At 62.2% G+C, this 13,055-nt stretch carries 14 protein-coding genes; 12 read left to right on the top strand and 2 right to left on the bottom strand.

Translation table 11 applies throughout. The annotated features are described in order from the left end of the window. Positions 1 to 138: 138 nt before the first annotated feature. Complete coding sequence (locus BLV09_RS37295) at positions 139 to 441, bottom strand: hypothetical protein (RefSeq protein WP_167558559.1); 303 nt, start codon at positions 439 to 441, stop codon at positions 139 to 141. Between the two features lie 513 nt (positions 442 to 954). Here BLV09_RS37295 and BLV09_RS16140 point away from each other — a divergent pair. The 3 genes from BLV09_RS16140 to BLV09_RS16125 all read left to right on the top strand — a co-directional run bounded on the left by BLV09_RS16140 (position 955) and on the right by BLV09_RS16125 (position 5,680). Then, entirely contained in the window at positions 955 to 2,991 is a 2,037-nt protein-coding gene (locus BLV09_RS16140) for a ParB/RepB/Spo0J family partition protein (protein WP_146688040.1), read from the top strand. An 800-nt stretch (positions 2,992 to 3,791) separates the two neighbouring features. Further along, positions 3,792 to 4,103: a DUF736 domain-containing protein gene (locus BLV09_RS16130; protein WP_100383462.1), complete on the top strand. Its 312-nt coding sequence runs from the start codon at positions 3,792 to 3,794 to the stop codon at positions 4,101 to 4,103. 386 nt (positions 4,104 to 4,489) lie between these two features. Continuing rightward, complete coding sequence (locus tag BLV09_RS16125; protein WP_174556599.1) at positions 4,490 to 5,680, top strand: DUF932 domain-containing protein; 1,191 nt, start codon at positions 4,490 to 4,492, stop codon at positions 5,678 to 5,680. Between the two features lie 200 nt (positions 5,681 to 5,880). Here BLV09_RS16125 and BLV09_RS16120 read toward each other — a convergent pair whose 3' ends face one another. Further along, on the bottom strand, positions 5,881 to 6,129 hold the full coding sequence (locus tag BLV09_RS16120) for a helix-turn-helix domain-containing protein (protein ID WP_146688038.1): 249 nt from the start codon (positions 6,127 to 6,129) through the stop codon (positions 5,881 to 5,883). Positions 6,130 to 6,285: 156 nt separating this feature from the next. On the opposite strand from BLV09_RS16120, the gene BLV09_RS16115 reads away from it, so the two are divergent. From BLV09_RS16115 to BLV09_RS16075, 9 genes are all read left to right on the top strand, one after another. Further along, positions 6,286 to 6,570: a DNA -binding domain-containing protein gene (locus tag BLV09_RS16115; protein ID WP_146688037.1), complete on the top strand. Its 285-nt coding sequence runs from the start codon at positions 6,286 to 6,288 to the stop codon at positions 6,568 to 6,570. A 154-nt stretch (positions 6,571 to 6,724) separates the two neighbouring features. Next, entirely contained in the window at positions 6,725 to 6,910 is a 186-nt protein-coding gene (locus BLV09_RS38115) for a transcriptional regulator domain-containing protein (protein ID WP_146688036.1), read from the top strand. A 58-nt stretch (positions 6,911 to 6,968) separates the two neighbouring features. Further along, positions 6,969 to 7,490 carry a DUF2285 domain-containing protein gene (locus tag BLV09_RS16105; protein WP_433994401.1) on the top strand — a complete coding sequence of 174 codons (522 nt, stop codon included), beginning with the start codon at positions 6,969 to 6,971 and terminating at the stop codon, positions 7,488 to 7,490. A 131-nt stretch (positions 7,491 to 7,621) separates the two neighbouring features. Further along, positions 7,622 to 7,903 carry a helix-turn-helix transcriptional regulator gene (locus BLV09_RS16100; RefSeq protein ID WP_045014610.1) on the top strand — a complete coding sequence of 94 codons (282 nt, stop codon included), beginning with the start codon at positions 7,622 to 7,624 and terminating at the stop codon, positions 7,901 to 7,903. Positions 7,904 to 7,920: 17 nt separating this feature from the next. Continuing rightward, the gene (locus BLV09_RS16095; RefSeq protein ID WP_146688034.1) at positions 7,921 to 8,808 is read left to right on the top strand and encodes a replication initiator protein A; all 888 of its coding nucleotides are present in this window, start codon (positions 7,921 to 7,923) and stop codon (positions 8,806 to 8,808) included. Between the two features lie 313 nt (positions 8,809 to 9,121). After that, positions 9,122 to 9,586 (top strand): DUF2840 domain-containing protein, encoded by a 465-nt coding sequence (locus BLV09_RS16090; protein WP_100383456.1) that lies wholly within the window; start codon positions 9,122 to 9,124, stop codon positions 9,584 to 9,586. Between the two features lie 23 nt (positions 9,587 to 9,609). Continuing rightward, the gene (locus BLV09_RS16085; protein ID WP_244549115.1) at positions 9,610 to 10,092 is read left to right on the top strand and encodes a S26 family signal peptidase; all 483 of its coding nucleotides are present in this window, start codon (positions 9,610 to 9,612) and stop codon (positions 10,090 to 10,092) included. A 224-nt stretch (positions 10,093 to 10,316) separates the two neighbouring features. Then, on the top strand, positions 10,317 to 11,000 hold the full coding sequence (locus BLV09_RS16080) for a lytic transglycosylase domain-containing protein (protein WP_244549114.1): 684 nt from the start codon (positions 10,317 to 10,319) through the stop codon (positions 10,998 to 11,000). 241 nt (positions 11,001 to 11,241) lie between these two features. Then, positions 11,242 to 12,969 (top strand): relaxase/mobilization nuclease domain-containing protein, encoded by a 1,728-nt coding sequence (locus tag BLV09_RS16075; protein WP_146688032.1) that lies wholly within the window; start codon positions 11,242 to 11,244, stop codon positions 12,967 to 12,969. The last annotated feature ends 86 nt before the right edge of the window (positions 12,970 to 13,055 follow it).

Below are 13,055 nucleotides of genomic sequence, written 5' to 3'. Positions count from 1 at the left end.
CTCTCGTGAACCGAGCCGCGGTGCGTCTCGGCCGTGCGGCTTCGATCCCTCGCGCAACCAGCAGAGAATGCCCATCGGGCAGAAACGAAAAACCGGACCTTTGTGCAGCAGCCACCTGCACAAAGGTCCGGCCTTATCTTACCTTGCCGCGATACCGAACGGCTGCAAAGGACGTTTCAGATCCTTTGGAAGGTTTCGCTTTGCGTCCGGGGTGCGACCCGGAGGCGGCAATCTCTCAGCCGCGGATACGACTACTTCTTTTTCTTTGAAGTCTTCTTTGCCACCTTCTTGGTGGCTGCCTTCGCGCTCTTCTTTGCCTTCTTCGCTTTCTTGGCCATGTCGTCCTCTGTAAAAAAATCGCTCAGTGAACATGCGCACGCCGTGAATCGACATACACAACATTGAGACGATATCACAAACGCAAAATTGATACCAACGCATCGTGAAGTCGTTCTTGAATCGCTCGCCGGAGGCACTCGCTCGCGGGCCCCGCCGTCATTGCATGCCGGCGTCGCTATCACTGTCCCACGTTCGGGTGCCTTGTTAACCGGTCTCGCGACTGCAGTCGGTCCCGCGTCCCGCCGCGTTCCGCGTCGGCGCTATGCTGACGCTCCTGCGGCTGCCTTTTTCTCCCGGGTATGGCTTGCACCAATCAACAGGTCCCTTCCTTTCGCAGGAAAGCTAATGGGCTCCGCCCCTCGCGCGCGCCAGGGTGAAGCGCCGGCAAACGCCGGCGCCGACCCGAGTGGTATCCCCGGTCTTCCGCGCTTCCTCACATCCTGAATCGCCGCGGCCAGTCATGCGCTTGTGCAGACCCGCTCTTCGAGCGGCCCTTAAGGGCGGGCGATCCCCCTCCACTCGGGTCGCCCTGGCCCTTGCTACCCCCGGTCTCGCCGACGGGCAGGGGCGCAGGCGCAGGTGCGCTCTGCGCCCTTAACCCAAAGGAGATCAATCATGTCGGCCAAGCACGCAGAAACCATCGTGGAGAGCGGGACGGAGGTTTTCATCCCGCTCAACAAGCTCAAGAAGTCCCCGAAGAACGCCCGCAAGACGCCGCACAGCGAGGCGGCGATTGAAGCCTACGCGGCAAGCATCGCCGCGAAGGGCATTTTGCAAAACCTCGTTGTCGAACCGGAATTGGACGGCGACGGTGCGGCCACCGGCTTCTATTCCGTCACCATCGGCGAGGGCAGGCGGCTTGCCCAGCTTCTGCGGGTGAAGCGCAAGGAGATCAAGAAGACCGAGCCGATCCGCTGTATAGTCGATACGACGAACGACCCGCACGAGATCAGCCTTGACGAAAATGTCACTCGGGAAAACATGCATCCGGCCGACCAGTTCGAGGCGTTCAAGAAGCTCGCCGATGAACGCGGCTTCGGCGCGGAGGAGATTGCGGCCCGGTTCGGCGTGACGCCTCACGTGGTTCGTCAGCGCCTGCGCTTAGGCGCGGTCTCGCCCAAGCTGATCGAAATCTATCGCAATGGCGATCTGGCGCTCGACCAGCTGATGGCATTTGCCATCACCGAGGACCATGCCCGGCAGGAAGCAGCCTTCGAGCGGCTGTCCTTTAACCGGGACGCCAGCACGATCCGCCGCCTGCTCACCGAAACCCATGTCGCCGCCACGGATCGCCGCGCGGTCTTTGTCGGCGCAGAAAAGTATACGGAGGTTGGTGGTACGATCCTGCGCGACCTCTTCACCGAGGATCGCGGCGGCTATTTCGAGGACGTGGCGCTTCTCGATATGCTGGTCTTGGCGAAACTCGGGCGGGAGGCTAACGCCCTGATGGAGGCGGAGGGGTGGAAATGGGCGCAAGTCTTCCTGGACTACCCCCACAGCCATGGGCTGCGCCGGACCTATCCGCAGCCGGTTGAACTGTCGGCGGAAGATCAAGCAGCCTTGGATGCCGCGCAGTCCGAATTCAACGGCCTGACGACGCAATATGAGAGCGCCGAAGAACTGCCTGATGACGTCGATGCGCGTTTCGGCGAGCTTGAGGCCGAGATCGAGCGGCTTGAGGCGAAGCGCGTGGCCTACGACCCCGCCGACGTCGCCCGATGCGGGGCCTTCGTCATCCTCGGCCATGATGGGGCGTTGCGGGTTGAACGCGGTTTTATACTGGCCGAGGACGAGAAACTGGAGCCGGAAACGCAGAACGGGAGCGAGGAAGGGGAGGCCGGTGATACTGCCAGTGACGACGGAGGAACCGGCCCGAACCACGAGCTGGGTGGTGAGACCTTGGACGCGAAGGATGAGAACGACGACCACAAGCCGCTATCGGATATCCTGATCCGCGATCTCACGGAGCATCGCACCCTCGGGCTTCGTCTCGCCTTGGGTGAACAGCCGGACGTCGCCATCGTGGCCGTCACCCACGCACTCGCCGCGCAAATCTTCTATCGCGGTGCGGACGCCCACGTTCTCGACATCCGTCCCGTCAGCGCGGTGCTGGCCTCGCATGCGGATGGTATCGAGGACACGAAGGCGGGGAAGGCGTGGGCGGATCACCACGCTCGTTGGGCGACGCAGATGCCGCGCGACGTGGCCGACCTGTGGGCTTTTGTCGTGGAGCTTGACCATGACAGCCGCATGGCCCTGTTTGCGCATTGCGCTGCGCTCACGATCAACGCCGTGAGACTGCCGTCGGAGCGTAGGCCCCGTGCGGTGGCAACGGCGGACAGGTTGGCGGAGGCCGTGTCGCTCGACATGACCGCGCATTGGACGCCGACCGTGCGGACCTATCTCGGTCGTGTCACCAAGCCGCACATTCTTGCCGCCGTGCGGGAAGCGGTCAGCGATGAGGCCGCTGACCGGATGGCGGACATGAAGAAGCAGGACATGGCGGAAGCCGCCGAGCAGTTGCTTGTCGGAGCCGGCTGGCTGCCCACGCTGATGCGGACACCGCGAGCCGCCCAAGAGCCTGCCGAACACCCTCAGGCGGATGCCGTCACGGAAGCTAACCCTGACGCGTACTCTGTCGCCGCCGAGTAAGCGGTATCGCCGGGGCCGCGTGAGCGGTCCCGGCTGTCATCGTACGACTGTCGAAATTTCTGGCCGCGCGCCATCGGGCGCGCGGCCAACCTCATGATACTCATGCCGTCGACCGGGTGCATTCTTCAAGGAAGGCTAGACGCTTTTTGGCTCGAAGCCAGTGGGGAAGGGCGTGTTGTGGTCAGCGCCCGTTAACCCCGCTTCCGAAGAGGTGGGGGCGCCGATCCCCTTGGATCAGTCGCCATTACGGCGGGACCAGATCAGCGTGAAGCTGTCGTCACCCTCGCCCTTCACCAGCGAGGCGTAGATCGGGGCGGACCTATCGGCCATCTGAGACATCGAGATCGCAAATTGGATTCCGCGGGTCTTGAGTCGAGGGCGGCGCGACCGGTCGCGCCGCGATGCGAAATCATGCGCCATCGTTCGCCAGGTCGCGCCTTCGCCTTCGTTGATGCGCGGGCGCAGGTCTCTGTACGACCGGTGATTCCTGTCCTTGTGCGGCGACGATGATGGCAGTCATGGTGGTCTCCATCAGTCTGTTTGAAGGGCGCGTCCCACGCAACCTCGAATGGACGGATCAGGCCCGAGGGCCGGCTTCGCCTCGATCGCCTTCCCGCAACGGCTTCGCCGGCTTTTTTCCCTGCCGCGAAGTGGCGGCATTCCTCGCGAGGCAAAAAAGCCGTCTACCGCCGTCCTCCGCTACGCTGCGGGCCTGACGGCTGCGGGCCGATCGCTCCCCGGGCCAAGGACCGCCATCGAGGCTGCGATGGTCGCGGCCCGACAACAGAACGGAGACCACCATGGCTACCATCGGCACCTTCACTGCGTCGAACAACGGCTTCACCGGCTCGGTCAAGACCCTCACGCTCAACGTCAAGGCGACGTTCGTCGCGACCGAGAAGGAGAACGACAAGGCGCCTGACTATCGCATCCTGGCCGGGGCCACCGAGTTCGGCGCCGCCTGGAAGAAGACCGCGCGGGAAACCGACCGCGAATATCTCTCGGTCAAGCTCGACGATCCGAGCTTCCCGGCGCCGATCTACGCTTCGCTGGTGAAGGGTGAGGGCGACGACAGCTTCACGCTGATCTGGTCCCGCCGCAACGGCGACTGATCCAAGGGGATCGACGCACCCCGCCTCTTCGGAGGCGGGGGTTTTTTTGTGCTCATGACCATAACGGCGCAGAAAGAGGGGGAGAAGGCCTTCGGCCTCCTTGTTGTTTGACGATGCTAAGGGCTCCGCCCTCGCGCGCGCAAGGGTAAAGCGCCGAAGCCGACGCCGGCCGGAGTGGTCTCCCCGGTCTTCCGCGCTGTCGCAGAATTCTCATGAAGACATGAGCGCCAGGCGCGTGCAGACGCGCGCGTCGCGCGCCCCCATGGGCGGGTGATCCCCCTCCACTCCGGCCGCCCTTGCTCTTGCTACCCCGGTCTCGCCGACGGGCAGGGTTGCAGCGCAGCGCTGCGCTTTAACCCAGCCCCAAAGGAGAATGAGCGATGACCATGATAACCCTGACCCAGAACGAGCAGCCTGTTTCCAGCGGCTTCCGCGTGGACGTATCGCGCGGCGAGCGTATTGGCCGCGTGTCGTCGGAATGGTTTTCCCGGCCCGATGACGAGCGCTATCTCAGCCTGACCGATCTATATGACGCGGTACGCCGCCCTGCCGAGCGTGCGCAGACCCGTACCGTGGAGAGCCGTGCCGTCAAGGTGGAGGCAAGCCGTAACAGCGCCGAGCGGCTGGCCCTGATCGTACCGGGACGTGATGAACCGGTCGCGCCGACGCATTGGAGCTTTGGGCAATTATGCACCCTTGTCGGCGCGCCATCATCCTATATGCGGCAGCTTCCCGCGCCGTTGGCCGGGATCAATCTGCAACACGGTCTCTTGTCGCACCGCGCCGAACTGGTGAAAACACTGGAGGCCGATGACGGTCGCGTCGAGCTTCGCGCCGTGACCGGGCCCGATTATGGCCGGATCTGGGATCACGAACTTGTCGCGGCCGTGAGGAAAATCGCGGGCAACGGCACTGGTGACACACGGTGGAAGGTACCGGGCGTGCTCGACTGGAGCACCATGACGCACAACCCATTCGTGGATATCACAAAGGACACCACGACGCTTTACGCTAGCGACCGCGACGTGTTCCTGTTTTTGGTGGATGACACCCACCCCATCGAGGCGGGCCGTCTGCCGGATGGATCGCCGGATTTGTATTTTCGGGGGTTCTATTGCTGGAACAGCGAAGTCGGATCGAAAACGTTGGGAATAGCTTCTTTTTATCTCCGCGCGGTCTGCATGAACCGCAATCTTTGGGGCGTCGAGAATTTCGAGGAAATTACCATCCGGCATTCAAAATTTGCCGCGCAGCGTTTTGCTCACGAGGCGGCACCCGCGTTAACGCGCTTCGCCGATTCGTCGCCCGCGCCGTTCATCGCCGGTATCAAGGCCGCGCGCGAGCGGATCGTTGCCCGCAGCGACGAGGACCGCGAGAGCTTCCTGCGTAAGCGCGGGTTCTCCAAGTCCGAGACGGTGAAAATCATCGAGACAGTGCTGCACGAGGAAGGTCGCCCGCCGGAAAGTGTGTTTGACTTCGTGCAGGGGATCACGGCGTTTGCCCGCGGCAAATCGCATCAGGACGCGCGTCTTGAGCTTGAGGGCAGGGCGAAACGATTGTTGGAACGGGCCAACTGAATGGCGGAAGCAGCACAACCGGAAGTCCGGCTGCGCTGCTTCCTTTCGAAATGGTAGCTTTGCGATTTTCCGCCGATCCGGCTGCCGGATCGGCGGCGGACACGTATCCGCGTCCGCGGCTCGCCGGGCCGGTGGCCCGGCTCGCGGAAGGTCACATGCCCGACATTCGTCATTTGTTGGATTTCCAACCTCGCCCGCGCTTAGCTGTCGGTGGCACCCCGAACTTTTCTCTTGGGCGCCGTTGGACGGGTTAGAAGATCGGCCGCTTCAACACCTAAGGCCCGTGCCAAGCGATCGACGACGTCGATACCGGCCGCATAAACGCTTCGCTCAAGAGCGCTGATATAGGTCCGGTCAATTTCCGCGGCATGGGCCAATTCTTCCTGGGACAAGCCACGGGCTTGCCTGAGCTTTCTCAAATTCACTGCCAGTATCCCGCGTATGTCCATACGCGAGAGGCCACGTTCTTGAAGAGTATTTCACCACGGAGTATTCTCGACAAAATACGGGGCGACCGTTGTTGCGCACTAAAGTTTAACCTTTCCACCCCTTCCAGCGGCTGTGGCGCTGTTCTAGAAATTGGCAGAACTAAGGCGTGGAGATTTATGAAAAAGCCGCCGCTCGATCCTGACGTTGCCGATGTGGCGCCGACAAATTCGGCCCTGACCACATACGACGAGGAGCACATCATCACCTATCTACGGCTGCTTGATGCCGACGCGGAGGGTGCAGATTGGCGCGAGGTGACCCGGCTTGTGCTCCATATCGATCCGGAACTTGAATCCGTACGTGCAAGAATTGCGTTCGATAGCCACCTGACCCGCGCGAAATGGATGACAGAGCAGGGATATCGCGATTTGCTACGGGGTGGCGCCTCTAATTCAGAATAATCATCTCGCTTTCCAAGTCCCATTAGAAAAAGCTCCCTCCAGTATCGGAGATCGTTCTAATTGCATCATGTGATGCATGATCGGGTACTTCCACAACCTCTACTGATCAGAAATATCGCGCTGCAATTTCTCGCAGTAAGAAGTGGGGACGCGAATGTCTGGGTTTGATTGGAGGTCGGCGAATGGTTACGACCGCGCTCAAGATGCGGAGATTACCGGATTTGCCTGGGAGTGCCTGCGTCGCAATCCAAACTATCAACAGGACTATCACGGCATTTCGCGGATCTCCGCTGTGAGTGCGGAGTTCCGCCAAAAATGGGGCCTGTGTTTTCGAAGCTAACCCCGGCCAATCTTTCTCTGAGCAGATAGTGTTTTGGGCGCCGGAGGTCTTGCCGACGGTGATCCCAGTTCGTCCCGCGCTGCCGTTCAGCGCGGACACCCGCGTCAGCCTTAAGCTGGGCGAATTGACCGCGGGAGAACTGCGGCAAGCGCCCGATGGCTGGTACGCCGTGCTGTATCTGCGCGGCGTCGAACACCGTGTGTGGTTGAAGGAAACACCAGTCATCGCCGAAGCCTATGCGGTCGAGCTTCAGCTTGACCGCGACTTCGAATTTCGTGCGCACGCAGCACGTCGGCTGTGGCGAGCCCTGAACGACCGTCCAGCGGGACCGCCGTTGCATGTGTTTTCCGCGCAGCGCCGCCGTCGCCTGGCGCTGGCGCTTCGCGCCCTCGATGCGCGGATGGACGGCGGTACGTACCGCGAAATCGCGGAAGTCCTGTTTGGCGCCAGACAGATTCCCGAACGCGCCTGGAAAACCCACGACCTGCGTAATCGAACCATTCGCCTGGTTCAAACCGGCCTCGCCCTGATGCGTGGCGGCTATCGCGCACTGCTGCGGCCACCACCTCGCAAAGAATAGAAGCTCGACGGGGGTATCGAAAACCGATCCCCCTTTCTTCGGCATCCCTCTCTGCCCGTCCTCTCCGCGATCGTAGCCGCCAACGCGCCGTCATCCGCGACGGCGCTCCAGACGATCACGGAGCTTCTCCAATGTCCGATCCGAACGCCGGCTTGCCGCCGCGTTACCTGCGCACGCCCGAAGCTGCTCGGTTCCTCAGTCTCTCGGGCCGCACGCTGGAAAAACATCGGACCTATGGCACTGGTCCTGCCTACCGAAAGATCGGCGGTCGTGTCGTCTACGCACTCGACGATCTCAAGGCGTGGGCCGACCGCGGGACCAAGACATCAACCTCCGATCCCGGCAACGGAACGGTACTGCCGGCCAAACGGCAGGCCGCGCCCATTCCTTACGCCGGCAAGTCGCGGCGCTGACGCAAGCGGAGTGCAATGTGTCAGCATCCCGAAGGCATCGATCGGAGCGCGACCAACTCGACCTGTTTCGCGCGTTGCCGGGCGATCTGGCGCCGCGCGATGCGCAGGATTTGATGGCCTATCCATTCTTTTCATTGGCGAAGTCCAAGCGCGTCACACCGATCGATTTCCGCGCCGGAGCCATCACCATTCGGGTTGAAGCCGTGCCGGAACACGGCATGGCGACGATCTGGGACGCGGACGTTCTGATCTGGGCCGCCTCACAAATCGTGGAGGCCCGCGATGCCGGCCTTAAGACGTCCCGTCTGATGGCGGCAACGCCATACGAAATCCTGACCTTTGTCGGTCGTGGCACTGGCGTGCGCGACTACGACCGCCTCAAGGCTGCACTCGACCGGCTGCAGTCGACCACCGTGATGACCTCGATCCGCCAGCCGACGGAACGCCGACGGCATCGCTTCTCCTGGATCAATGAGTGGAAGGAGACGGCCGATGTGCACGGCAACGCCAGAGGACTCGAGCTGATCCTTCCCGATTGGTTCTATTCAGGCGTACTGAATGAAGCGCTCGTCCTTACGATCGACCGCGCGTACTTCGACCTAACGGGGGGATTGGAGCGCTGGCTCTATCGCCTGGTGCGCAAGCATGGCGGTCGCCAGCAGGGCGGCTGGAGTTTTGATCTTGTACATCTCCACGCCAAGTCCGGGAGCCTCTCACCACTCAAGCACTTCGCCTACGACCTGCGCGAGATCGTCCACCGCCAGACATTGCCCGGCTACCGGCTGGTCATCACGCATGATCATCGCGGTGCAGAGCGACTGAACTTCGCGCCCATTCTGATCGATGCCCTTGCGGAGCGGTTACGCAAGCGCGGGCTCGTTCCTCCGTCAGGAGGCAGCCTGTGAATCATCTCGTGCTATCGGGGACCGCGACTGTCGTGCCATCGGGGACCCGATCCTCGTGCTATCAGGGACCGGAATCGGAGCTAACTCGTTGGCGCTCAATACCTTGTCGGCTCCGTAACTTTCCTAACCTTGAACCCTTCGGATTCCTTCTAACGGATAGCGCCTCCCGTCACGCTGTGGATAGCGCGCTGGCCGCAAAGCCACATGCACCTGCCGGGCGTTCGCTTGGCCGAAGCTGCCGCCAACAAGCGGTCGTAACGGGCGCAGAGCCTGATCTTCCCCAATCTTCCCTCTACAAACTCCGGAGGACGACGTGACTGACCTCACGACGGTCGAACTATTGTGGCTCGAAAAGCGTATCGAGAATCGAATTCGGTTCGGCCGCGCGGTGGCGGAAAGGATCATTGACCGGCGCCGGCGCATCCTGTCATTCGCGCCCGGCACAATCTTTGCGTTCGTTCGATGGGCGTCCAACGATTTCGGCACGGTCATGTCGCGTGTCGACATTCTGCGCGCCGCGACGCCCGGACAGCGCTATTCGACGGTGCCTTGGGTCACCCCCGGTGGTGACATTTTGTTACGGCTAACCGGCTGGCCGAAAGTCGAGCGTGTGCTGCAATTGATTGATGCAGTGGAGGCGCTCGACATCCATCCGGCCGACGTCGCGTTCGACTATTGGCATCACGTCCACAACCGCTTGTCGGTGAATGAGACGCCGCGGCCGTACACCCGAGGGCGCCATCAGGCATGGCTGCGTCGGCGGAGAATCGCGCCATGAGAAGCCGGACAGCGATAATTCTGATGACGTTCACAGCCGTGGCTCTTGTCCTGTCGACGATCGGAGAGGCAACGCCGGCCTATATTTGGAACGCGTCGAAGAGTGTTCCGGTCGGTCTCTACCAACTGGAGCCTGTTGGCAGGCTTGCCGTCACCGAACTCGTGGCCGTCCGACCGCCGGAGCCGCTTGCGACCTTTCTCGATCTGAACGGCTACCTGCCGATCGGCGTTCCCATGCTCAAGCGCGTGTTGGCGCTTCCGGGACAGACGGTCTGCAGGAAAGGGCTGACGATCTCCGTCGACGGGATCGACGTGGGAGATGCGCTGTCATGTGACAGACGCGGCCGTCCCTTGCCTGTCTGGCAGGGATGTCACGCTGTCGGGGCGGACGAGCTCTTTCTCATGAACTGGCAATCGGAAGATTCTCTGGACGGTCGCTACTTTGGCTTTGTTCCGAACTCTTCCGTCATCGGCAAGGCACTGCCTGTGTGGACCAGGGAGGAGTAATCGTGATCGTCCGTTCCGAAAAATCTGTCATTCCTCTGTTCGATCGAACGCAGCACCATTCCTCCGTCCCGACCATGCCTGTGACGGCCATCGCGCGCAGCGGCGGTCAAGGGCGGCCGCCAGGCCGGCGCGATAGCGCTTCACCCTTGACGGCGGCGAGCACGATGGCAGCCTTGCGATCTCTCGGGGCGATAGCGTGCACAGTCGCGATTTTCGTATCACCAATGCTGTTCGGCGTTGTGGCGCATGCAGAGCGAGCGATGTCTGGCACGCATCGAGCGAACAGCCGACCTGTCGATCCCTTTGCGGCCTTCATCACCGAGGCGTCCAAACGCTTCGCCGTGCCGGAGCATTGGATATGGTCAGTGATGCGCGTCGAGAGCGCCGGCGACCTGCGGGCGCGATCGCGAAAAGGTGCGATGGGGCTGATGCAGATCATGCCGCAGACGTGGTCAGATTTGCGCGCTCGATATGATCTTGGTGCTGATCCCTACGATCCGCGCGACAACATCCTGGCTGGCGCCGCCTACATCCGCGAACTCTACCAACGATACGGCACGCCGGGTTTCCTCGCTGCGTACAATTCAGGGCCAGCACGCTACGAGAGCCATCTGGCGACCGGTCGATCGTTGCCGGAGGAGACCCAGGATTATGTCGCGATACTCGCGCCAATGATCGGAGGCAAACGAGTTAACGGAAAGATTGTTGCTGTCGCGGAATCACTCACGTTGGCTCGTTCACCGCTATTCATTGTGCGTTCTGCGAGCAGTTCCTCCGACAATCGCCCATCGCCTGGTGCGCGACCAGACCGTCCGTCAAACGTTCGTCCTGTTGTCGATCTATCCGCTCTCGTACCGCAGTCGGGCAACTTGTTTGTGCACCATGCCAGCGAGGCCCGATCGCAATGATCCAGATCGTGCTTCATCGCAATTTGTCGTTGGTCATTGCGTGTTCTGATGGGATGCGGTGGGTGCGGGGAGATACCAGCCACGGATGGCAGGATAAAAGCCGCAAGGTGCGGCGGGTCGGTCGGTTGGGAATTGCTAGCAAATTCAACCATACTGGAAACATTGCGAAGACCCGGCACAACTTGCCATTTTTACTAGCGCGTTGTTCTTCCTCGGTTTTCGACACATTGGGGCGGATACGATGACTCGCAAGGACGATCTGCGTATCCGTCCAGGGCGAATCCGTTCGACGCGCGCGCCCAAGACAAAGCCGTTTCTCGCGCAGGCCCTCAAAGCCGCACAGAAGGCAGGCGGTCTCTCACGCGGCGGGATTAGGAAGGGCGGATCTTTCGGGCGCGGCCGTGCGGCGAGCATTGCCGCGGCACGGCTACTCGGTAATCGCGCCCGCGGCGCCGTGGTCAAGGCGCGTGTCGTTCGTCGGATGAGGTCGCCGGGGGCACTGAGAGCCCATATCGGTTATCTCAAGCGGGACGGGGTCACTCGTGATGGATCACCCGGCAAAGTCTTCGATGCCGCCGGGGACGATGCAGACGGCCGGGCTTTCGCCGAACGCTGTGACGGCGATCGGCATCATTTCCGGTTTATTGTCTCGCCGGATGAGGCGAGCGAGTTGGAAAGCCTGCGGAGCTTTACCCGCGAACTCCTGCATCAAGCCTCGCGTGATCTTGGTACGCGGCTCGATTGGGTCGCGGTCGACCACTGGAATACCGAGCATCCCCATATCCACATCCTCGTGCGCGGCCGCGCGGATGATGGCTCTGACCTCGTCATAAGCCGCGATTATATCGGAAAGGGCTTGCGCGCCCGCGCCGGCGACCTCGTCACGCGCGAGCTAGGTCCGCGATCGGAGCTGGAGATCCAACGGGGTCTTGAGGCGGAGGTGACTGCGGAACGCTGGACGAAACTCGATCAGGTGATTGCCCGGGAAGCGAGAGGGGCTGAGGGGGTGGTGGATCTTCGGCCGAAGAGCGACGCCGCGCGCGACTCGTTGCGGGAGATCCGGATTGGCCGGATGCGGACGCTCGAGCGATTGGGGCTTGCTGAGCCAGCCGGCTCCTCGTGTTGGGTCCTTGCCGACGATGCGGAACCACGCTTGCGTGCGCTTGGGGAACGCGGCGATATCATCAAGCGGTTGCACAAGACAATCGCAAAAGACGGCGCACCCCGCGCGCCATCTTCCTGGGCGCTCGAAGGCGAAAGCCATGGCGAACCCGTGATCGGTCGTCTCATAGCACGCGGGCTCGACGACGAGCTCCGCGGTACGGCGTTCGCCGTCATCGATGGAATTGATGGACGGGTGCATCACCTCAAACTCCCGGACATCGATGCGAGCGGCGACGGTCCGACCGGCGGGATTGTGGAGTTGCGTCGCTTCGAGGATACCAGGGGCCGGCAGCGAATTGCGCTCGCCGTCCGCTCGGACCTCAATCTCGACCAGCAGGTGGCGGCGGAAGGGGCCACCTGGCTTGACCGGCGCCTGGTCGCCCGTGAACCTGCCGATCTCTCACGCGGCGGTTTCGGTGCCGAGGTCCGCGCCGCGCTCGACCGGAGGATCGACGCGCTGGCGGAGCAGGGGCTTGCCCGCCGCGATGGAGACAAGGTCACGCTCGGCCGCAACCTCGTCCAAACTCTCCGCAACCGCGAGCTCGACACCGTGGGTCGGCGCCTTGCCGAGGAAACTGGATCGGCGCATCTACCCGCTGAGGCAGGAGAGTCCGTTTCGGGGGTATATCGGCGAAGACTGTCGCTTGCCACCGGCCGGTTCGCCATGATCGACAACGGTCTCGGCTTTCAGCTCGTACCCTGGACACCCTCCCTTGAGCGCGAGCTGGGCAGACAGGTGAACGGCATCGCCGGTCCAAGCCGCGTTGATTGGAGTTTTGGACGAAGGCGGGACCTGTCCCTCTGACCCGCCGATCTCTGCGCTGCGGTGCGAGCGCTTGCGATACCGGGGATATTGTCGTTGCACCGGTGCGTGAGGCGACGCATCTCGGC

Origin of the sequence: Bradyrhizobium canariense (assembly GCF_900105125.1) — a bacterium.
In the GTDB taxonomy this organism is placed as follows: Bacteria; Pseudomonadota; Alphaproteobacteria; order Rhizobiales; family Xanthobacteraceae; genus Bradyrhizobium; species Bradyrhizobium canariense_A.
The sequence above is the reverse complement of the archived record's forward strand: the minus strand, read 5'-3'. Positions and strand labels throughout refer to the sequence as shown.